This window comes from Edaphocola aurantiacus, from assembly GCF_019797745.1.
Taxonomy (GTDB): Bacteria; Bacteroidota; Bacteroidia; order Chitinophagales; family Chitinophagaceae; genus Edaphocola; species Edaphocola aurantiacus.
This window is the reverse complement of the sequence record NZ_VOSI01000004.1, coordinates 291,977-314,176: the sequence shown is the minus strand read 5'-3', so window position 1 is coordinate 314,176 and position 22,200 is coordinate 291,977. Positions and strand designations below refer to the sequence as shown.

Sequence of the window (22,200 nt, the reverse complement as noted above, 5' to 3'; positions counted from 1 at the left end):
GAATTCCAAGATTTCCAGACATGCAACAGAGCTCTGCCAGGTTTTACCCCTACACCGTACACTACTGCCCTATCCTGTTCAATTCAGTTACCATTGCCTATTGCGATGAAGGTCCTGCAGATGCCCCTGTACTCCTGTTCATTCACGGACTGGGACATAATTTTTCAGCATGGCAGCGCAATATTTCTTATCTGAAACAGTATTATCGCTGTATCGCTATAGACCTTCCCGGCAATGGAAGCTCGTCCCGCGCGATGGACTACCCTTACAGTATGCACTTTTTTGCATCCTGTATCAAAGAGTTCATCCATGAACTGGGACTGGAGCGGGTATACCTTTGCGGCCATTCCATGGGCGGACAGGTAGCGTTTACCCTGGCCGCACAGAACATGCCACAGGTCAAAGGCCTGGTGCAATGCGCACCGGCCGGTATAGAAACCTTTAATGACTGGGAGCGGTCTTTATACAAAAGCACTATGGCGCTGGTAGATATGCTGAGCTCGGAAGAGAATAGCTTACGCAAGGCGATTCAGAATAGTTTTTACATTCTTTCTGCAGATATTCAACCATTTATTCATAACCTCCTGGAGCAGTTGCAACTGCATCCGAAAGAGCATTACCGTAAAATGATGGAAGCCTGTATAGGTGCTATGCTGGACGAACCGGTCAGTGATCGGTTTGCTGATATAGCAGTACCGGTATATATTTTATTCGGAGAGAAAGACGGGCTCATTCCCAACCGGTTTATTCATCCGGTCTCTGTACGGCAGCTGTTATTGTCGGCACAGCCTTCTTTCCGTGCTTTGCAGTATGAAATTATACCCCGCTGCGGGCATTTTGTTCAATGGGAGAAAGCTACAGATGTCAACCATTATATCCACAGCTTTATTAAAGAACAGGAGCAGAAAAGCTAAATAAACTATATTTGCCCATTCTAAATTGCTATCAATACCCGCCCCCGAAGGTTTATGGAGTACGCTATAAATATTGCAGACCTGTTTAAACGATATCCGCATGCAGAGTTCAACTCTCTGGATGGCTTAACCCTGCGTTTTCCCAAAGGCAAAATATCAGGTTTACTGGGGCCGAACGGCGCTGGTAAAACCACCACCATATCTATTATGTGCGGTTTGGTGATGCCGGATACCGGTACTGTAGAGGTAATGGGCCTCAATGCCCGTACCCAGATGCACCAGATCCTGCAGAAAACGGGTATTGTTACACAACAGATTGCATTATATCCCCTGCTTACTGCCTGGGAAAACCTCTCATACATCGGCGGACTATACAATATCCCCCAGCCGCAGCTGCAGGATAAGATTACCTTCCTGCTGGAGCGCTTCGGTCTGCAAAACAGTGCCCACAAGAAAGTAAAGCATTACAGCGGCGGTATGAAAAGGCGCTGCAATATTATTGCGTCCCTGCTGCATGACCCGGAGCTGCTGATCCTGGACGAACCTACAGCCGGGGTAGATATCCACTCCCGGGCTATGATCCTGGATTTCCTGCAAGCCTATAATGAAGAAGGGCATACCATACTCTATACCTCCCATTTGCTGGAAGAAGCAGAAAGACTCTGCCATGAAATTGCCATCGTAGACAATGGCAGATTGGTCGTACAGGGTACCATCGATGAGCTGAAGCACCAGGTAGCCGATGTGCATACGCTGGAAGAATTATTCCTTCACTACACCGGCCGTTCCTTAAGAGAATAAATGACGATCCGCGAATCCATATTGCATATTTATCCCTTACCGGAAGCCAGCCTCCTGCTCCTGACGGAGCTGCTCGAACCGGTACAGCTGCGCAAAGGACATATACTCCTGCAGGCCGATAAGGTAGAAAAAGAAGTATACTTTATAGAAAAAGGCATCGTACGCGCCTATGCCGAAAGGGAGGATAGTGATATTACTTTCTGGTTCGGACAGGAAGGCGATATTGTGATCTCTATGCGCAGCTATGTAGATCAGCAGGCCGGTTATGAATCTATCGAACTGCTGGAAGACTGTAACCTGTACCGGGTACACAGTCATACATTGCAGCAATTATTCGAAACCGATATTGCTATAGCAAACTGGGGACGCCGCTTTGCAGAAAAAGAACTGATCAAAACAGAAGAACGACTTATCTCCCGCCAGTTCCGCACCGCCACAGAACGATACCAGGAACTGATGCAGCACCAACCGGGTTTGCTGCAACGTGTATCACTGGGGCACATTGCTTCCTATTTAGGCATTACCCAGGTAAGCCTCAGCCGTATCCGGGCCGACATCCGCTAACCGCATTTTTTATCATTTGTAAAATGATATTTCGCAGCGCTTCACGAACTTTGCCGCAAACAATCAACATAAAATGAACTGGATCATATTGATTATTGCCGGATTTTTTGAAGTCGCCTTTACCTCCTGCCTGGGCAAAGCACAGCAGAGCACAGGTACCACTGCCTACCTCTGGTATACTGCATTTGTCATCACCTGCTCTATCAGTATGCTATTGCTGATCAAAGCCACACAGACCCTTCCATTGGGTACCGCTTATGCTGTATGGACCGGAATCGGTGCCGTAGGTACCGTACTGATCGGGATATTTGTATTTAAAGATCCTACCAATTTCTGGCGCTTATTTTTCATCTTTACCCTGATTGGTTCTATTGTGGGACTGAAAATGGTCAGCCATTAAGCTGAAAGGGAAAGCCCATTAGCCGTAATGAAACGATTAATGGGCCGGTTTGATGGTGATAGAAGTATGAAACGTATAGGGGTTTACAGGGCTTGGTTTCCGCTGAAAAAGTTGCCCAACCTGATAGATGTATCAGGAAGGTTCCTCTTTCCTGCTTGGTATAATAATAGACGAGGTATTGTTGGAAAAGGTTGGGACAAACCAGGGAAAAAATTTATTATAAGGTATTATACTTCAAAAGGCAGCGCAGGCATAATGTCAAAAATGTCCTATTTTTGAGCCCTCAACCTGATTGGACAGACCTATATGCAGCGACCGAAAACGAAACTACCTTCTATGACTTTATCTGAAAAACCGGCCGGTAAATGGAAAAACTTTACGCTGCCCGGCTTCGAAGGCTTTCCGGTATCGCTGATCATTAATGATATTATTAAGAGTAACCGCGATCTCCGACTGTTTGAGCGGGCTGCAGCCATCTCCTTCAATATGCTGATGGCGATACCGCCGACACTGATATTCCTGGCCTCGCTGGTCCCTTTCCTGCCGCTGACCGATGCTGAGCCAGGTATACTGGAAGCGCTCAAATTACTATCTCCCAACCAGGGAATTTATGACAATATATCGGGTATTGTGCTCGACTTCCTGCATACCAAACGCAGGGATTTATTGTCAATAGGTATCTTATTTACCATATTTTATTCTTCCAACGGACTTATGGGACTGATGCGGGCATTTGACCGCGTATCGGAAGCGACCAAGTTCAGGACCGGCATCAACCGCCGGGTGAATGCCATATGGCTCACTGTCATACTGATGATCTTATCGCTCCTGATTGGTGCCTTTCTGATCTTTCAGAGTAATATGCTCAGTTATTTTCTGCAGTCTTTTGAGAATGACTGGGGGCTGATCCGTATGACCAGCCGGGTAAGTATGCTCTTAATTATGTTCCTGATGATGTGCCTGATCTATAAATTCTGCCCTTCATTATATGAACGCAGTAAATTTTTCTCTCCGGGTGCCTGGTTTGCGACCATCATGACTACCCTGGTATCTTATGTATTTGTATTCATTGCCACCAATATTATCCATTACAGTAAGGTGTACGGTTCATTAGGCTCCCTGCTCATGTTTCTGGCCTGGCTGTCGATCAGCAGTGTTATCATTATCCTGGGCTTTGAGCTCAATATTGCCATCTATCTGCGCAAAAAACAGCTGGTTAAGCAGCCGTAACTTCCTGCTTATCCCATACCGCTTCATTCATTTTCTTATCATCCAGCTCGCCTTCCCAGCGGGCTACTACCGCACTGGCCAGGCAATTTCCGATCACATTTACGGAAGTACGGGCCATATCCATCAATTCATCTATTCCTAAAATCGCCATAACCGGCAGCATAGGCAGGTCAAATGAGGTGACAACACCCATCAGGATCACCAGTGAGGCACGTGGTACACCGGCCACCCCTTTGCTTGTCAGCATCAGCGTCAGACCGATCAGTAATTGCTCGCCAATAGGCAGATCCTTACCGGCAACCTGGGCTACAAATATGCTCGCCAGCGAGAGATACAGCGTGGTTCCATCCAGGTTAAACGTATAACCCGTAGGCAAAACAAAAGCCACTACTTTACGCGGTACTCCAATTTTTTCCATGTTTTCCATAGCCAGCGGAAGGGCCGATTCTGAGCTCGTCGTCGCAAAGGCAATCGACACCGGCTCGGCCACCGCACGTATAAACTGGCGGATGTTGATGCGGGCAATAAGCGCGATCGGCACCAGGACAACCAGTATAAATACCACTAAAGTTATATATAAAGTAATCAGCAATTTCAGCAAAGAAATGAGCATATCGATACCCATATGGGCAGTCGTATAGGCAATGGCACCACCTACCCCGAGCGGGGCAAACTTCATAATGATGTTGGTAAACCGGAACATCGTATCTGCCAAACTTTCAGTAAAGTTCAGCAGGGGCTCTTTCTTATGAATGGGTAAATGCGCCAGGGCAATCCCGAAAATGATGCTGAACACCACGATCGGCAACACCTCTCCGTGATAGATAGATTTAATAAAATTCTCAGGGAATATATTAATAATATGATCCTGCCAGGTCATCGGGTCAGCCTTAGGCAACTCCTCATGTAATCCCGGTGGAATGATTACCCCATGACCCGCCTGAGAAATGTTGATCGCGATAAGTCCGATGAATAAAGCAAGGGTCGTTACCACCTCAAAGTACAAAAGAGACTTCCATCCCATCCTGCCCAATTGCTTCATATTGGAGTGAGAAGCGATCCCGACCACCAGGGTAGCGAAGAGAATCGGGGCGATAATGGTTTTAATAAGCCTTAAAAATATCTTACTCAGGAATTGCAATTTAAAGGCGATTTCCGGGAAGATCAGGCCGATCTGGATCCCAACTATCATCGCAAAAATAATCCAGCTTGTGAGGGATTTTTTATGAATTGAGTAAAATAAATATATGACCGTAAAAATGCCCCAAATTGCTTCGAGAATTTTCACATCAAAAGAGACAATATTTTTTACATATAAAAAAGATACAATACTAAAAAGAACAAAAGAGGCAAGCGTTATTAGTTTAAGATTATTTTTCATGTATAATTTATATATATTATAAATATTTTAAAGAAGTGATTATGTAAATATACGAAATATTAGCCTTTTAACAAATAATATTATAACACTTTAAGTTATACATATCGAAATAAAATAATATTATAGCAAAAAATGAAATATAGAACTGTATAATCTATATTTCACTTCATTTATAGTGCATAAATAATTATAATTCAGTATTATAATTTAAACTTTAAATACTAAAATAAATAAAATTGACATTATGTCATAAAATAATATAAATACATAACCAAAAAGCTCATAGTTAATTTTATATAGACTATATATAAACTAAATTATAGAATACACTTATCATATTATATAAAATAGTAATTAAAAAAATGAAAAAATAAATTACACAATATCATTATATATAAATTAAAATACGAAATCACTGCTTCCAGGAAGGAGTGATTTAACCAGTCACAAAATTGCCTGCTTCAAAAAATGGATAAATTTATATAACATTAATTTCATATAACACAATAATTAAATAAGTGTAGAGCATTCACAAAGGCCACACCCTACCCGATCACGATTGATCGGGATAAATCTCATTTTTTCAGAAAAATTGCATGCAGAAATTACTAATATTACAATTATTTATAATTATAATATATCTTAATATAATTGGGATACACCCCTCATTTTTAGCCTGTCTTCATTAAGGAGTCGAAGAGTCACATTACACTATTTAATCATTATTTTTATAGTTAATATAAAGCGCAAAAACACTTTATGTAATTTTAAAATATAATGCATACAAAAAATGGCTGCTCAAAGAGCAGCCATTTCAGGAATCAAAATATATCAATTATATCGCATGGAAACAAACAACAAATTAAATTATTATCGAATTAAACATGCACTATATACTTACCTGTAAAATTCTTTCTATGAATTTTGCCCCATGACTTGGATCAAGAATAATCACATATAAAAATCCGTATACAGATCCCCAGAAGTGTGCCGTATGGTTTACGGTCTGGCGATCCTGCCGGCTCATGTACGCGGAATAAATGAGGTACCCTACCGCCAGTAAAATAGATGGGATGGGAATGACGTAGAAGAGGTAAATTTTATCCCAGGGGAAAAAGTAGATTACTGCAAAAATGACAGCCGCTACTCCACCCGATGCGCCCAGGCTTGCAAAGGAGGGGTTGTGCATATGCTTGTAAAAAGAAGGCAGGTTGGCGACCAGGATACCACTCAGATAGAGCAATATAAAATGTTCTGCACCGATCACCCTTTCCAGTAATGGACCGAAAAAGTACAGAGAAATCATATTAAAAATAAGGTGCATGGTATCGACATGCACAAAGCCGGAGGTGATCAGGCGATAACTCTGCAAGGGATGTCTCATGACCACAGGATAAAGCAAAAGCTTGTGGCGGACCGATTCATTATTAAAAGCATACCAGGAGACCAGAACGGTAATTCCTATAATAAAATAGGTAACGGGCATAATACTGCAATATTTTGGATGAACTGTAAACTTACAGAAAAGCCCTAAGAAGCCGAAGGCAGGAATGATTAAATAATGTATAAATTGAACTTCTCCCTCTTTTTCACTTGCTGGTCATATTCCGACACGCGTCGAGATATGACAATTACACGACATTTATTTGCCGGGAGGCAGATACTTTTGCATCCTACTCAAAAAACACTTTTTTTAACTATTTAAACAAAACATGAGAAAGCAACTACTACTCTCTGCCGGGGCTTTAGCCTTATTATTTGCATCCTGTAAAAAGGACAACAAAAATGATGACCTGAAGGTACCTTACAGCGGTTTAACTACTACTACTAACTACTTCACTACATTTAAAGATAACGCCGGTACAACTACCGTTAATTTCGACGGACAGACTACCCGCATCAAAATGCTGACGGAACTGGATGGCTACCTGAAAAAAGGTACTACCATGACCCTGGATCTGACGAAGATCGAGAACATGTTCCGCAATACAAATGCTCCTTTTGCTGATGCAGCATTAAATACCGCTACCGATAAAACGATCATTTCTAAAACGGCTCAGTCTTTTACTACTGCCAATGCTGAAATTGAACGCCAACGTTTCCTGGGTTATTTTGCTAAAATCAAAACGGCTAGTGAAAACTTCTCGCAAACTGCGGTTAGTGGTACGGCCGGTTTATTAGACAGCAAATACCTGGTAGATGCTAAAGGTATCGAATATGCTCAACTGGTACAGAAAGGTTTAATGGGCGCAATGCTTTTAGACCAGATTTCTAATATCTACCTGGGCGAAGAGAAAATGAATGCTGATAATATCGCTACAGTTGATGGTAAAAACTATACTGCCCTGGCACACCACTGGGACGAGGCATATGGCTACCTGACTGCTAACGAGTTCTACCCTAAGCAAAACCCTGCTGATCCGACCAAATGGCTGGAAGTATTCCTGGGTAGCTATGTGCGCCAGGTAGGTACCAGCGTTGGTGGAGATCCTTCTGCCCTGTACCTGTCTTTCCTGAAAGGTAGAGCTGCTATCGTAAATAATGACCTGACTACCCGCAATCAGCAAATCGCAAGCATCCGTACGGCTATGGAGAAAGCAATCGCCACTATCGCGATCAGCTACCTGAACAAAACCAAAACAGCTACAAGCGATGGTGCAAGAATGCACTCTCTGGCTGAAGGTGTAGGATTTGTATACTCTCTGCGTTATGCATACAATGCTAAAGTAAATGCAGCTAAATCTCAGGAGCTGCTGGATAACCTGATGAACAAACCAAACGGTTTCTGGGATCTGACTAATGCTGATATTGATGCAGTAAGAGACCAGATTGCTACCCTGACCGGTGTAGACAAAAATGTTGTGGTTAACCACTAATACCAGTATTACCTCATTTTAATCATACCAACCGGTACCGTATCTGCGGCTATCGGTTGGTATTCACATAAAGGATATGTTATACCGTAAAACAATAACTTATTTAAGTCTGCTGCTTTTATCCCTCTGTGGCATGTACGCTTGTTCAAAAGGCAACGGAACAGATAACAATGCAGACAAGCTGGACCGCAAGCCCATGCTTACCCACTATGCGGATGAGTATGTGCTGCCGGGCTATAACGCTTTACTGCAAGATCTGAATGCTTTAAAAGACAAAGCAACGGCCTTTACCGCAAACCCTTCTGCAACTACCCTTGCAGCAACCAAAAGCGCCTGGCAGGAGGCTTACCTCACCTGGCAGACGGTAGATATGTTGGAATTCGGACCAGCTGAAGACATCAGCCTGCGTTCTTATATGAATACCTACCCGGCTACAGAAAGCAAAATCGAAGGCAATATCGCCTCGGGAAGTTATAACCTGGAGACGTTTGGCAATAAAGATGCACAAGGCTTCCCGGCACTGGACTACCTGTTGAACAGCCAGAGCAGCACAGCCATCATTGACCTGTACACAACAAATGCACAGTCAGCTGCTTACAAAACCTACCTGAATAACGTCATTAATAAAATGATCGAAAAGGTAACTGCTGTAAAAACAGCCTGGGGTACAAACCGTGATGCCTTTATCGGCGCTACGGGTACTGATGCTGCCGGCAGTTTGTCTAAAATGACGAATGCAGTGGTATTATATTATGAACGTTTTCTGCGCTCCGGCAAGATCGGTTACCCTGTAGGTGCGATGACCGGTACTCCATTACCGGGACATGTCGAGGCTGCATACAGCCCGGAACTGTCTAAGGCTTTAGCTGTTAAAGCACTGGAAAGCTATATTGCTTTTTATGAAGGCAAGCAATACAATGGCACTGCCGGTACCAATGGTATGAAAGACTACCTGGCCGGTATCGGTACCAAAGACAATGGTGTACTGATGGCTGATATCATCAGTCAATCCCTGCACGAAGGACTGACGGCCCTCAACGGATTAAACGGTACGCTGAAAGACGGCGTAAGCAATAACCGTGTAGCCGTACTGGATGTTTATGATAAATTGCAGGGCTCTGTGGCTTTATTAAAAGTAGATATGGTTTCTGCATTTGGTATTTCCATCACTTATGTCGATAATGACGGAGACTAAGCTTCTATAGCCTTTTCTGTATAATTTTTTTGATCCTATGTCGCATCGGTTTACATACCATGCCCTGACCCAAACGCTAAGGAAGCCGGTATACTCGGCTTCCTTAGCCACTTTCAGGATACTCTTCGGGCTCATGATCCTGGCCAGTATGATCCGCTTTTTCACAAAGGGCTGGATCGAAGAGCTGTATATCAAACCGATTTTCTTTTTCAAATACTATGGTTTTGAATGGGTGCATAACTGGGGGCCTTATACCTACCTGCTCTTTATCATCTGCGCAGTCAGTGCCCTTACCTTTGCACTGGGTTACCGGTACCGGCTATCAGCTATAGTACTCTTTTGCAGCTTTACCTATATTGAACTGCTGGACAAAACCAATTACCTGAACCATTACTACTTCGTAAGCCTGGCCCTCTTCCTGATGATATGGCTGCCGGCGCATTGCAACTGCTCGGTCGATTGCCGGCGCAATCCTGCTCTTAAGCGACGTATGGTCCCCCTATGGACAGTCGCCTCTATACGATTATTGTTAGGCATTGTATATGTCTATGCCGGCCTGGCCAAGCTCAACACGGACTGGTTGCTGGAGGCTATGCCGCTGCGGTTGTGGTTACCTGCACAAAATGACCTGCCGCTGGTGGGTTCATTACTCAGCCAGACCTGGGTAGCCTATGCTTTCAGCTGGTTTGGTGCGGTATATGATCTTAGCATTCCTTTTTTCCTGCTATACAGAACTACCCGCCCCTGGGCTTATGCTACAGTCATCATCTTCCATATGGCTACATCGATCCTGTTTCCCATAGGTATGTTCCCTTATGTGATGATCCTGGTGACGCTGATCTTCTTCCCTTCGGCAACTGCCGATGCGGTATGGATGAGAATACAAAGGTGGATACCGGGTATACCGCTGGCCGCTGATCAATCGGTATATACGTTTAAAAGAACGCATTCCCGGCTGCTGGCAGGGTTATTTATCCCGTTCCTCCTGTTCCAGCTACTGTTTCCATGGAGGTACCTCTTGTATCGCGATGAGCTGTTCTGGACCGAAGAGGGATTCCGGTTCTCCTGGAGGGTGATGCTGATGGAAAAACTGGGCTATGCACAGTTTATAATAGAAGATAGTAAAACGGGAAAGCGTACCGTAGTCAACAATGATCTCTTCCTGACCGACAACCAGGAAAAAATGATGAGTACACAACCCGACTTTATCCTGCAATATGCCCATATGCTGGCACAGCACTATAAAGCGGAAGGATGGCATGAACCAAAGGTCTTCGCCACTATTTATGTGAGCCTGAACGGCAGGCGCAGTACATTATATATAGATCCGGCTGCCGATCTCAGTAAAGAAAAAGATAAATTTGCACACAAAAAATGGATCATTCCATTTAAAGATAAAATATATGGTCTCTAAATTTACCCTGCTTTCCGGACTGCTGTGCAGCATTACTGCACCGGTATGGGCACAGCAGGATAGTACCCGCAGCAAACAGCTGCGCGAAGTGGAGGTACTGGACAGGACAAACAGTGATTTCGACCACCTGCGCAAAGTAGATGGTATGAAGGTTACCGTGGGTAAGAAGACGGAGGTGATCAACGTAGAGCAACTGACGATCAATAAATCGAACAATAATACCCGACAACTCTATGCAAAAGTTACGGGTTTGAATATTTTTGAAAATGACGGCTCCGGCCTGCAACTCAGCATCGGAGGTCGAGGACTGGACCCTAACCGTACGGCCAATTTCAATGTGCGGCAGAATGGTTATGATATCAGTGCCGATGCACTCGGCTACCCGGAAAGTTATTATACCCCGCCCGCTGATGCCCTGCAACGGATTGAAGTGATTAAAGGAGCGGCCAGCTTACAGTTCGGTACGCAATTCGGCGGACTGGTCAACTTCAAGATGAAACCGGCAGGAGGAGAAAAACCCTTTTCTTTCTATTCCAAACAGACAGTTGGTTCCTGGAATTTTCTGGGATCCTTTAACAGCATTAACGGACATGTAGGCAAACTGGATTACCGGGCTTATGTGCATTATAAACGTGGTGATGGCTGGAGACCCAACAGCGGATTTAATTCGCTCAACGTCTATGCAGACATTGGGTACCATATCAACGAAAATCATAAACTGAACCTGCAGATCACGCACCTGCACTACCTGGCACAGCAACCGGGAGGACTGGATGACCGTATGTTTGAAACCGATGCCCGTCAGAGCAACCGGGACCGTAACTGGTTTTATGTAAACTGGAACCTCCTGAGCCTGGAATGGATGGCCCGCTTCAGCGACCAGACGTATCTGCAAACGATTCTCTATGGCCTGATGGCGGACCGTAAAGCCATAGGCTTTCGCCCTAACCGTCCGGGACAACCGGATAACGGGGGCAAAAGAGACTTACTGCTCGGCAATTTCCAGAACTATGCAATGGAGTCACGGTTGATGCACCATTATAACATAGGCAACCGCAGGCAAAGTGCGCTGATCGGCATCAGGGCATATCGCGGCAACACCTATAGTAAACAGGGCAATGTGAACAATGGCAGCGGCGCTGATTTTACCTTTGCCCATGAAGCAGATGAACTGACCAGTGATTACCACTTCCCTAACCTGAACCTTGCCGCCTTTGCGGAACATATCTTCCGATTATCAGACAAATGGAGTGTAACTCCGGGCCTGCGCTATGAATGGATACGCACCGCATCGGAGGGCATGTTTAACGATATTGTGTACGATCTGCGCGATAGCATTATCAGTAAAAAAACGATAAATGAATCCCGCTCTCTAAATCGTAGTTTTCTCCTTGCCGGTATCGGCAGCAGCTATCAGGCAGGCATCAATACAGAACTGTATGGCAACATCTCACAGAACTACCGCTCTGTGACTTTCAGCGATATTCAATTGGTGAATGCCTCGCTGGAGATCGATCCTGCGATACAGGATGAGAAAGGCTGGAGTGCCGACCTGGGCATAAGAGGTATGCTTAAGGAATACCTGCGCTACGACATCAGCGGCTTTCACCTGTATTATGGCAACAAAATCGGCGAGTATTTCTTTGCCCGTCCCAATGGACAGGTAATCCGTAAGAGAGGTAATATAGGGGTGGCACAAATCTCCGGACTGGAAACCCTGCTGGAACTGGATCTGCTGAAGGCTTTAGGGCAAAATCCCAAACAGTTTAACCTGAGTATTTATTCTAACCTGGCCTATACACACTCCCGCATTACCGATAGTAAGATTGCCAATGTAGTAGGCAAAAGAGTTGAGTATGTACCGGTATGGAACTGGAAAGCCGGCCTGCAGGCTAAGTACCGTAACCTTAAAGCAACCCTGCAGATGAGCCACCTGAGCGATCAGTATACCGATGCAACCAATGCCCCTTCAGGCAATTACAGCGGTGTCATTGGCTTACTTCCGGACTATACTTTATGGGATTTCTCTGCTGCATGGCAAAGAAAATGGCTGATGGTGGAGCTTTCTGTCAATAACCTTAGCAATACAACCTATACCACCCGCCGCGCTACCGGTTATCCCGGACCGGGCATCATTCCCGGAGAAGGACGTGCCGTATACCTGACACTGGGGGTGCAGTTATAAAAATAATCTTAATTGATTATCCACTTACAGGAAACAAAGATTTACCTTTTCCTCGAGTTCCTTTTTATGATTACCTTTTGCCTTGATGCAAAAGGTACCGCCAAAAAATCAAGGCTGTATACATCCCTGGCTAAAAATCAATGTGTCGGTCAGTCGCAAACCAGAACGCTGCGTTCAGACAGTGGTTTCCGACTTTATCGACCGAGCCAATGATTTTAGGAACGCCGGATTTATAAGGCCTTTCGAGCGATCTGTACGGTACGGATCGCTTATTGTTTTCATCACAGCGATAGCCATTTTGGAGTGGAGCTGCGATCGTTGAGCAGTGAACGGATCACATGTTAAGCTCAAACGATCAATGCACGCAACGGTACAAAATGGCGGTGCTATGCAATCGCCTTGATGAAAACAAAGGCATTTTTGGTCCTTTTGTTGCCGGACAAAAGGACGAATAAAATAGTTGCCTACATGCAGATAGTCCGTTTATATTATATAAAAAAGAGGGCTGCCATGCGAGAACGCAGGCAGCCTATTTTGTCCGTAAACAAAACTATAGACCGAATTTAGGGTACCGAAACGATACTACCATTTTCTTCTACTTTATAGACAGTATTTGGACTCCATCTAGGATGTTGTTTGATATTGATTGTATAACCGCCACCGGTTCTCAGATGCCATTGCTGTGAGAATGACTTCGGAATAGCGCCCATACGGAATGTTTTACCTTTGGGTACCTGTACCTCGGCAGTCATCAACTGCCCGCGGAATACTTTGATACCACCCAGGCTCAGATATCTCGGGAAACGGATCACATTATTGTCCTGTGTATAATTGAACGGTACTGCTGCTGCATAGCGTTGTGCGGTACGGATATCCCGGCCATTACTTTTACGGATCAGGTTCAGATGATACATACTGTCGGGGCTGGGCACCACATTTACGCTCATGATCTCAAACTCATGACCACCATTCACCGTTTCCCGTACAAAGCTGAATTGCCCTAACCCGCCGGTAACCACCGAATCGAAACTAGATTCTATACGCAGGGTATCAGTAGGCTGTTGTACCAGCACCTTCGCTTCTGTAACGGAATATTCACGCTTGATATCGGAAAGCACATCGCTGATCACGTAAAACAGGGTAAATACACTGGCAAGAAATATAATCCCCAGGCTATATCCCACCCATTTATTGGTACGCTGTGGTTTTCTTGCAATGTGTACCAGCCAGCGCACAATAAAGATAATCGGGATCAGTACGGCCAGCGTAGCAGAGATGTATAACACTACCGGCTGCCAGGATTGTTCAAATATAATATCTGCAAAAGGCATGACTACCGCTCCGGCAGTAGAGAAACCGAACAATAAGCCCAGTAAGCCCGCCAGGATACTTAAGAGTACGATAGCGAAAATGCCCAGTACAAAAAACAGGATACCATATGCAATGATCTTCATTAATATAGTTACAATATTGTCCTGTCTTGGTTTTACAGCCGTACTACTGTTTTCTGTTTTCAGTGCGGCACTCAGGTTTTGTACATCTATTTTCTCCCCGCGCAATTCCATTTTTTCGGTCAGCGTAGAGGCCTTAGGCAATATCGCCCACAGCACGATGTATAATATAATGAGCGTCGGGAACATAGCTGCACAAAAGGAAGCCAGATCATCTTCATTAATAATATTGAAGAATATAATGCCCATCAGAGGGAAAACAAAAAACAGGCGCACCCAGTTAACCGATACATTCACATAAGAAGACAGTCCTTTACACACCCCACCCAGCAACTTACCGTCAAGATCGCGATACAATCTGCGTTTCAGCTGTGTTGTAGGTATCGCGTATTGAGGCAGTGCAATCCATAACAACAGGTATAATAAGATACTGCTACCATAGAAAAGTGTAAACAGCAGGAATACTATACGAACGATGGTCACATCCAGGTTCAGATAAGACGCTGCACCGCTACATACACCACCCAGTAACTTATCATTGGTATTGCGTACAAAACGCTTGCCAGAAGGACTGGTTAAGTTGGTACGCTCTTCAGCAGGACCATTACCGGTTTGCTGCTGTGCAGTAGTACCGGCTTCTTCAGCCATTATATATTCATCAGAAGTCTCCATTACAATCTGCTCCGGGCTGCCCATAATCTTGATTACAGACTGCACATCGTTGGCAGAGATGGAAATGTTATCCTTCTTTAGTTTATCATGAAAAAGTTCTGCTATACGATCTTCCATATCACTGTAGATCTCCATGCCCCCCTTTTCTTTTCCAAAATATTGTTTCAGCCAGTTCAGATAGTTCGTCAGCTGGCTATATGCTTCTTCATCAATCGGGAGTAACCTCCCGGCTAAGCTGATGTTGATTACCTTGTTCATAATTCGGGTTCGTTAGCGTTAATAATATTGTTTACGGCAGTACTTAACTGGTTCCAGGTGGTGGCCAGCTCCTGGTAGAATACCTCCCCTTCATCTGTAAGGGAGAAATATTTACGCGGAGGCCCTGACAGACTTTCTTCCCAGCGATAGTTAAGCAAAGATGCATTTTTGAGTCGCGTAAGAAGCGGGTATAAAGTACCCTCCAGGATATTAAGGCCGGCCAGTTTCATCTTATCTGATATCTCGGACGGATACACTTCTCCGTTTCGGATAATGGACAAGATACAAAATTCCAGGACCCCTTTTCGCATCTGCGACTGTGTGTTATCTACATTCATGGCACTGAATTAGTGTGAACAATTTGATGATATATGCTGCGCCACTGGTATACCAGTGAGGCAATGAGTATGGGTATGATAAAGAACAGCTGCGGATTGTACTGCCAGGCTTCCTGTACATTTCCCTGAAACAATGCGCCGATCGCTCTGGTGATACCACAACCGGGACAACTGATTCCGAACAATGTTTTAAACAGGCAGGGAATATGGAAACTATTGTTTATCCCGGGATCTGCGACTATCGTCAGCAGGTACAGCCCCCCCAATATAATATACCATTTATACCGTTTCAGCATCCGGACAAAAACCAGTCCGTTAGCCTTTATTGGTGACATAGTTACCGTCGTTGTCTTTAAAACTGCCGGTCAGGATCATGATCAGATCTACCAATGCCCAGATACCACAACCACCCAGGGTAAGGATCTGCAATACCCCAATCGTGATCTTACGGTTGTAAAAGCTATGCAACCCGATCGTACCACCGAAGAAGCACAATAACAGGGTTATCAGCCAGCGGTTATCTTCGCTCTGAGCAGACATTGGCGGCGCCATTTGTCTTACGCCACATTTAGGACAGATTTCGGCATTAACATTGATCACTGCTCCGCAGTCATTACAATATTTCTCTTTAACGTTGGTCATATAGTTTGTTTTTAGAGGATTAACTATTTTACAATACAAAGATATGTAGTTTAGTAGGTACTATGCAATACATAATACTATATTTTGCATTTATTTAACAAATAGCGCAGGCATAAAAAAGAGCGACATTCTATGAATGTCGCTCTGGTATTGTATTTCGGTTAAAATATTAGATTGCTCTGTTGCTATCGAATGCTTCTAATTCATTCGCTACAGCAGTCAGGAAGCTGGCACCCAGGGAACCATCAACGATTCTATGGTCATAGCTCAGCGATAAATACATCATCTGGCGGATCGCAATTACATCACCATGTTCTGTTTCCATAACCATAGGACGCTTTTTAATGCTGCCTACAGCCAGGATAGCCACTTGTGGCTGGTTGATGATTGGTGTACCCATCAGGCTTCCGAAAGTACCTACGTTAGTCAAGGTGAATGTACCACCTTGTGTATCGTCTGCTTTCAGTTTACCGTTACGTGCTGCATTAGCCAGACCGTTTACATCTTTAGCGATGCCGAACAGGTTTTTGGTTTCTGCATTTTTGATCACCGGAACGATCAGGTTACCGCTTGGTAATGCAGTAGCCATACCGATGTTGATATCTTTTTTAATGATGATTCTGTCGCCGTCAATGCTGCTGTTGATCATCGGGAATTTCTTGATACAGTTTACAATCGCTTCGATGAAGATCGGGGTAAAGGTGATCTTCTCGCCGTATTGTTTCTGGAATGCATTTTTATTTTTATCTCTCCACTGTACCAGGTTAGTTACATCACACTCGGTGAAGCTGGTTACGTGCGGAGAAGTAGACTTACTGCGTACCATATGATCAGCGATCAGTTTACGCATTCTGTCCATTTCGATGATCTCTACATTACCACCAGGGTTGCTTACCGCAGCAGGTGCAGCAGCAGCCGGAGCCGCTACAGGAGCAGCTTGTGGCGCAGCGGCAGGAGCCGGAGCAGCAACAACAGGGGCAGCGCCTCTGTTGGCAACATAAGTCAGGATATCTTTTTTGGTTACGCGACCTTCATTACCAGTACCCGGAATATTTTCCAGTTCAGCCATACCGATACCTTCTTTGGCAGCGATATTCAGTACTAAAGGAGAGTAGAAACGGTTACCACCGGTTACACCTGCAGGAGCAGCGCTTACCTGAGGAGCCGGAGCAGCTTGTACAGCAGCCGGGGCCGGAGCGGCAGCAGGAGCAGCGGCTGCCTGTGGTGCAGCTGCAGCAGTTCCGTTGCCGGTATCGATGCGGGCAATAACCGTACCGATAGGTACTACATCATTCTCTTTAAATAAAATTTCAACGATTGTTCCGGCTGCAGTAGAAGGAACCTCACTGTCCACCTTATCAGTGGCAATTTCCAGTACGGTTTCGTCCATCTTAACGGAATCTCCCGGATTTTTGTGCCATTTCAGTACAGTGGCTTCCATAATACTTTCGCCCATTTTAGGCATAATCAAATCTACTACAGACATGTTTTCGGATTTTATTTAAAAAATTCTCGGCAAATGTAACGCATTGCTGCATAGTTTCAAAAAAATTATGCGATACAGCCTTTGCAGGTCTCTATAACTTATATGCCTCAGAACCTGAATCCGATGTGCAGATCACCATTCCGTTGTGCCTCAAAGCCTTGATCATACAGCATCGCCAAACCGGTGCCGGCATAGGCATTTTTTTAGAAATGACATGAAGAGAGTGCGGTGCGAAGCCAGGCAAGTAAAGGGTATAATTGATTTCATAATAGAATGGTGTTTCCCAATAGCAGACAGCGTGAAAAACAAAAAGCCAGTATATATACACATACTGGCTTTTCCGTCTATTAAATAAAGTAAAGAGATTATACCTGTTTGTTTATGATTACATGTGTTGGCGTAGGGCCGACAATGCCATTGGCTTCAAACGCCTTTTTCACCAGCTCGGTAACCCCGAAATACACATCCCAGTAATCGCCCTGAGTGGTATACGGACGTATAGCGATCTTGGTCATAAAATCGGACACGCTGCTCACAACAAATTCCGGAGCCGGTGTACTGAGTACTTTAGGATGCGAGGCAATCGCCTTCATCGCAATATCTCTGGCCTTATCTACATCCTGGTCATTGGCAATAGCCATATTGATATCAACCCTCAGGTTGCCATGTGTATTGAAGTTAGTGATCACACCGGTAGACAGTGGTCCGTTCGGCAGAATTACCGTCTTATTTTCAGGGGTCAGGATGATCGTACTGAAAATACCCAGCTCCTGTACTACGCCTGCACTACCCTGCGCTTCTATAATATCACCTACCTTAAACGGACGGAAGATCATGAGCATGACCCCACCGGCCAGGTTACCCAAAGAGCCGTTCAGTGCGGCACCGATCCCTACAGCTGCACCGGCCAGTATCGCAGAGAAGCCCATAATATTAACCCCCAGTATACCTGCGATAGACAGGAATAAGACCAGCAGTAAACTTACTTTGGCCAGCGACAAAAGGAAGGTAGACAGAGAGGCATCGAATTTCCGATGTGCGATGGCTCTACGGAACAGGGAGATCAAACGGTTGATGATCCACTGGCCGATAATATATACCAGTATGGCCCCTACTACCTTTGGCCCGTAATCAAATAAGAAATCTTTGGCCTTGGAAGCCCATGTTTCGCCGATCTTTAATGCTTCATCGGCCTGCGCAGGAATAACCTGTAAGAAAATACTCATAGTACAGTTTTTTAGATTTAGACCAAATGTAGGGAATCATACTATAAAAAAATCATCTATAAAGAGGGTTTACAATTCATTAAAAAATGGCATTTACCGCGCTGACGGCAGATCCATAATACTATACTATTTAGCCTACTCATACTGAACCCGTTACCGGCAAACTTTCGTAATGCCATAGAAAAAGAACAGTATGTTAATAACAACTGAATGATTTTACCCATTACCACCCGATTAATATTCTTGATACTATTGCATTCTAGCCGGTGCTTTTGAGGAGTGGTGGGGCAGGTACCACATAGATGCAGGGGATTCTGTATTAAACAATCACAGCATACAATGCTGATAAGCAGGCAATTCCTATTATATCTCCACTTATTAAACTTTCTATTATTTAACATAATAAAGACAAATTTTTCAGATAAGAAGAGTAAATTTACTTACCCTTAACCAGTTATTAACTGACCCTTAAAACGACAATCTGATGAAAGTTCTTCTTATTTCCGATGACCGGGCTTATAGCAGCTATTTAAAACGTAACCTTATTGCAGAGCAAATTGAGACTGAAGAGATATTTGCTTTACAAAGTGCTGTACCCCTCATCAAGAAACATCATTATGATGCTGTTGTGTGCTGTGTTCCGATTCTAAATGCCCGCTGCCCACATGAGATCCTGGCGACCCTGAAGGAGGCGGCACCGGATACAGGCGTGATTTTTATTACAGAGAATGTACAGATTTATAAGGCGATCGAACTGGTGCGCCAGGGGCTGTTTACCTGCCTGAACAGACCAGTGTTTATAGAAGAGCTGATCGCTAATCTTACGCAATTGAAGTCCCATCAGAAAGAGAAAGCTTCTGTACAGCCGAAAGAGCAGCTTGCAGCGCCCTTACAGACAAGGGAGCGTAAAGGCATGCAAAAGTATGTTTCAGGAATCAGCAAGATCGCGACCCGGATGTATGAGCAGATCGACCTGGTTGCCCCTACTTCTTTCAGTGTGATTATTTATGGTGAAACCGGTACCGGTAAAGAATCTGTCGCGCATCGCCTGGCCAAAACCAACGATAGCAAAAACCCATATATTGCAGTAGACTGTGGTTGCCTCTCCAAAGAGCTTGCCCTAAGCGAACTGTTCGGTCATGAAAAAGGCAGTTTTACGGGAGCACAGAGTACCAAAACCGGCGCGTTTGAGCTGGCGCATAAAGGTACCCTGTTCCTGGATGAAATTGCCAACCTGAACTATGATGTGCAAAGCTATCTGCTGCGTGCCTTGCAGGAACGCAAGATCCGCAGAGTTGGCGGTACGGAAGATATTCCTGTCGAAGTACGGGTCATTGCTGCATCAAACGAAGACCTGGCCCTGGCTGTAAAAGCCGGTAAATTCCGTGAAGATCTGTTCCACAGGTTGAATGAATTTGAGATTGCGATACCTCCGCTGAGGGAGCGGAAAGAAGACCTGAACATATTCATTGAGCATTTTATGCAGGAGACCAATATAGAACTGCATAAAATGGTGATGGGTATAGATGCCGAAACAGAACAGCTGTTGCGACAGTATGAATGGCCGGGAAACATCAGGGAATTGAAAAATGTGATCAGGAGAGCCTGCCTGCTTACAGATGACGGGTGTCTTGTGACCCGCCAGGTATTGCCCCGCGAAATCCTGTACCCTATATCTGCGCTGACAGGAGATAATCATGAGCTGCAGCAAGTAGAAAGCCCTGCTAAAAAGGCTTCCCGCAGGATAGGTATTAAAGAAATTGAAGAAGCTTTAAAATGCGCCAATTATAATAAATCCAAAGCGGCCAGCCTGCTGAGGATAGACCGTAAAACTTTGTACAATAAGCTTAAGAGCTTTGCCCTTGTTGGAACTACCTGATAATTGCGCAAACCATTAGGCAGAGCTGTAATCAACAACAGGTTTCCCTTGCCGTTGCCACATTATGTAACGGCAAGGGATATCCGGTTTTGGGGACCGTAATCCTCCCTGAACAAGCCTATTTTTCCTGGTAGGCCTTTCCTACTGATCAGTGTTTTATTTTATCCATCAGTTTTATTTTAAATGAAAGACTATGAAAAATAAAAAGGATGTAATCGAAACTATTCCCCCTCAGACCCAGGACCACCAGCCCGGTGTAGAGACCGAAATGGTACCCCAGCCGGTATCTCAGCCCAAACTGGATGCCCGGACAGGCCGCCTGCAGCATAAGGTAGCCATCATTACCGGTGGTGACAGTGGTATTGGTAAGGCTGTAGCCCTTGATTTTGCCAAAGAAGGGGCCACAGTGGCCATTGTATATCTCGAAGAAGATGCTGATGCTGCAGCTACCGAAAAAGAGATTCTTGCCCTTGGCGGCAAAGTCCGGCTGTTCAAAGGAGATGTGCGCGAGGAATCTTTCTGTAAACAGGTGGCGGTAAGCACCCTGGAGCAGTTTGGTGCTATAGATATTGTGGTCAATAATGCTGCGGTGCAGTTTGAGCAAACTGAACCTACGGATATTACGGCTGCACAATTACGCCTCACCTTTGAAACCAATGTATTTGCCGCATTTTACCTGAGTCTGGCTTGTCTGCCGCATATGCAGAAAGGCAGCAGCATCATTAATACAACCTCCGTAACCGCCTACAGAGGCAGTGATCACCTTATCGACTACGCTTCGACCAAAGCAGCGCTGGTAGGGTTTACCCGCTCCTTATCCAGTGCCCTTGCAGAAAAGGGCATTCGGGTTAATGCTGTGGCACCCGGTCCGATCTGGACACCCCTGATCCCGGCCAGCTTTTCGGAAAAAGAAGTGGCTGAATTCGGAAAAAACACGCCGATGAAGCGCCCGGGGCAGCCCAATGAAGTGGCCCCCTGCTACACCTTCCTGGCTTCGGAAGAAGCTTCCTACATCACCGGGCAGGTGCTGCACCCTAATGGTGGTGAAATTATTAATGGGTAATAATGATAACGGTTAGCAGCAAAATAAAAAACTGATTGCCCACTTAAGAGGAAACAAAGACTAGCATTAAGATTTAAATAATCTATTTATATCTATTGGTACCTTTTGTTCTGTACGGATCGCTTATTGTTTTCATCACAGCGATAGTCATTTTGGAGTGGAGATGCGATCGTTGAGCACCGAACGCATCATACGTTAAGCTCAGACGATCAATGCACGCAACGG

Annotated in this window: 19 protein-coding genes; 11 read left to right on the top strand and 8 right to left on the bottom strand. The window is 44.7% G+C overall.

Translation table 11 applies throughout. The annotated features are described in order from the left end of the window. The first annotated feature begins 20 nt into the window (after window positions 1–20). The 5 genes from FTD44_RS13380 (at window position 21) to FTD44_RS13360 (ending at window position 3,909) form a co-directional block, all read left to right on the top strand. Window positions 21–914, top strand: coding sequence for an alpha/beta fold hydrolase (locus FTD44_RS13380; protein ID WP_222166914.1), 894 nt, complete (start codon window positions 21–23; stop codon window positions 912–914). A gap of 54 nt (window positions 915–968) precedes the next feature. Beyond that, window positions 969–1,715 (top strand): ABC transporter ATP-binding protein, encoded by a 747-nt coding sequence (locus tag FTD44_RS13375; RefSeq protein WP_222166913.1) that lies wholly within the window; start codon window positions 969–971, stop codon window positions 1,713–1,715. Then, the gene (locus FTD44_RS13370) at window positions 1,716–2,279 is read left to right on the top strand and encodes a Crp/Fnr family transcriptional regulator (protein ID WP_222166912.1); all 564 of its coding nucleotides are present in this window, start codon (window positions 1,716–1,718) and stop codon (window positions 2,277–2,279) included. A 73-nt stretch (window positions 2,280–2,352) separates the two neighbouring features. Beyond that, the gene (locus tag FTD44_RS13365) at window positions 2,353–2,679 is read left to right on the top strand and encodes a DMT family transporter (protein WP_129019714.1); all 327 of its coding nucleotides are present in this window, start codon (window positions 2,353–2,355) and stop codon (window positions 2,677–2,679) included. A gap of 336 nt (window positions 2,680–3,015) precedes the next feature. Beyond that, window positions 3,016–3,909, top strand: coding sequence for a YihY/virulence factor BrkB family protein (locus FTD44_RS13360; protein ID WP_222166911.1), 894 nt, complete (start codon window positions 3,016–3,018; stop codon window positions 3,907–3,909). Here the strand turns inward: FTD44_RS13360 and FTD44_RS13355 are convergent. After that, window positions 3,896–5,290, bottom strand: coding sequence for a dicarboxylate/amino acid:cation symporter (locus FTD44_RS13355; RefSeq protein ID WP_222166910.1), 1,395 nt, complete (start codon window positions 5,288–5,290; stop codon window positions 3,896–3,898). The genes FTD44_RS13360 and FTD44_RS13355 overlap by 14 nt on opposite strands. A gap of 889 nt (window positions 5,291–6,179) precedes the next feature. Continuing rightward, window positions 6,180–6,674 carry a rhomboid family intramembrane serine protease gene (locus FTD44_RS13350; protein WP_222166909.1) on the bottom strand — a complete coding sequence of 165 codons (495 nt, stop codon included), beginning with the start codon at window positions 6,672–6,674 and terminating at the stop codon, window positions 6,180–6,182. Window positions 6,675–7,002: 328 nt separating this feature from the next. Here FTD44_RS13350 and FTD44_RS13345 point away from each other — a divergent pair, with 328 nt between their 5' ends. From FTD44_RS13345 to FTD44_RS13330, 4 genes are all read left to right on the top strand, one after another. Next, window positions 7,003–8,166, top strand: a complete 1,164-nt coding sequence (locus FTD44_RS13345; protein ID WP_222166908.1) for a DUF4856 domain-containing protein — start codon at window positions 7,003–7,005, stop codon at window positions 8,164–8,166. Window positions 8,167–8,299: 133 nt separating this feature from the next. Then, entirely contained in the window at window positions 8,300–9,361 is a 1,062-nt protein-coding gene (locus FTD44_RS13340; RefSeq protein ID WP_222166907.1) for an imelysin family protein, read from the top strand. 37 nt (window positions 9,362–9,398) lie between these two features. Further along, complete coding sequence (locus FTD44_RS13335; RefSeq protein ID WP_222166906.1) at window positions 9,399–10,775, top strand: HTTM domain-containing protein; 1,377 nt, start codon at window positions 9,399–9,401, stop codon at window positions 10,773–10,775. Continuing rightward, window positions 10,765–12,960, top strand: a complete 2,196-nt coding sequence (locus FTD44_RS13330) for a TonB-dependent receptor family protein (protein WP_222166905.1) — start codon at window positions 10,765–10,767, stop codon at window positions 12,958–12,960. The genes FTD44_RS13335 and FTD44_RS13330 overlap by 11 nt, the downstream gene beginning before the upstream one ends. A 563-nt stretch (window positions 12,961–13,523) precedes the next feature. On the opposite strand, the gene FTD44_RS13325 is transcribed toward FTD44_RS13330, so the two are convergent. The 6 genes from FTD44_RS13325 to FTD44_RS13300 form a co-directional block, all read right to left on the bottom strand. Next, window positions 13,524–15,341, bottom strand: a complete 1,818-nt coding sequence (locus tag FTD44_RS13325) for a PspC domain-containing protein (RefSeq protein ID WP_222166904.1) — start codon at window positions 15,339–15,341, stop codon at window positions 13,524–13,526. Further along, window positions 15,338–15,679, bottom strand: coding sequence for a PadR family transcriptional regulator (locus tag FTD44_RS13320; protein WP_129019722.1), 342 nt, complete (start codon window positions 15,677–15,679; stop codon window positions 15,338–15,340). Before FTD44_RS13320 ends, FTD44_RS13325 begins: the two co-directional genes overlap by 4 nt. Then, window positions 15,676–16,014: a DUF2752 domain-containing protein gene (locus FTD44_RS13315; protein ID WP_222166903.1), complete on the bottom strand. Its 339-nt coding sequence runs from the start codon at window positions 16,012–16,014 to the stop codon at window positions 15,676–15,678. The genes FTD44_RS13320 and FTD44_RS13315 overlap by 4 nt, the downstream gene beginning before the upstream one ends. After that, window positions 15,995–16,321 carry a TM2 domain-containing protein gene (locus FTD44_RS13310; protein WP_129019724.1) on the bottom strand — a complete coding sequence of 109 codons (327 nt, stop codon included), beginning with the start codon at window positions 16,319–16,321 and terminating at the stop codon, window positions 15,995–15,997. The genes FTD44_RS13315 and FTD44_RS13310 overlap by 20 nt, the downstream gene beginning before the upstream one ends. A gap of 169 nt (window positions 16,322–16,490) precedes the next feature. Continuing rightward, window positions 16,491–17,807: a dihydrolipoamide acetyltransferase family protein gene (locus FTD44_RS13305; protein ID WP_222166902.1), complete on the bottom strand. Its 1,317-nt coding sequence runs from the start codon at window positions 17,805–17,807 to the stop codon at window positions 16,491–16,493. Window positions 17,808–18,172: 365 nt separating this feature from the next. Then, window positions 18,173–19,033 (bottom strand): mechanosensitive ion channel family protein, encoded by an 861-nt coding sequence (locus FTD44_RS13300; RefSeq protein ID WP_222166901.1) that lies wholly within the window; start codon window positions 19,031–19,033, stop codon window positions 18,173–18,175. A 484-nt stretch (window positions 19,034–19,517) separates the two neighbouring features. Here FTD44_RS13300 and FTD44_RS13295 point away from each other — a divergent pair, with 484 nt between their 5' ends. Continuing rightward, on the top strand, window positions 19,518–20,912 hold the full coding sequence (locus tag FTD44_RS13295; RefSeq protein ID WP_222166900.1) for a sigma-54-dependent transcriptional regulator: 1,395 nt from the start codon (window positions 19,518–19,520) through the stop codon (window positions 20,910–20,912). A 193-nt stretch (window positions 20,913–21,105) separates the two neighbouring features. Further along, window positions 21,106–21,975, top strand: coding sequence for an SDR family oxidoreductase (locus tag FTD44_RS13290; RefSeq protein WP_222166899.1), 870 nt, complete (start codon window positions 21,106–21,108; stop codon window positions 21,973–21,975). Window positions 21,976–22,200 lie beyond the last annotated feature (225 nt).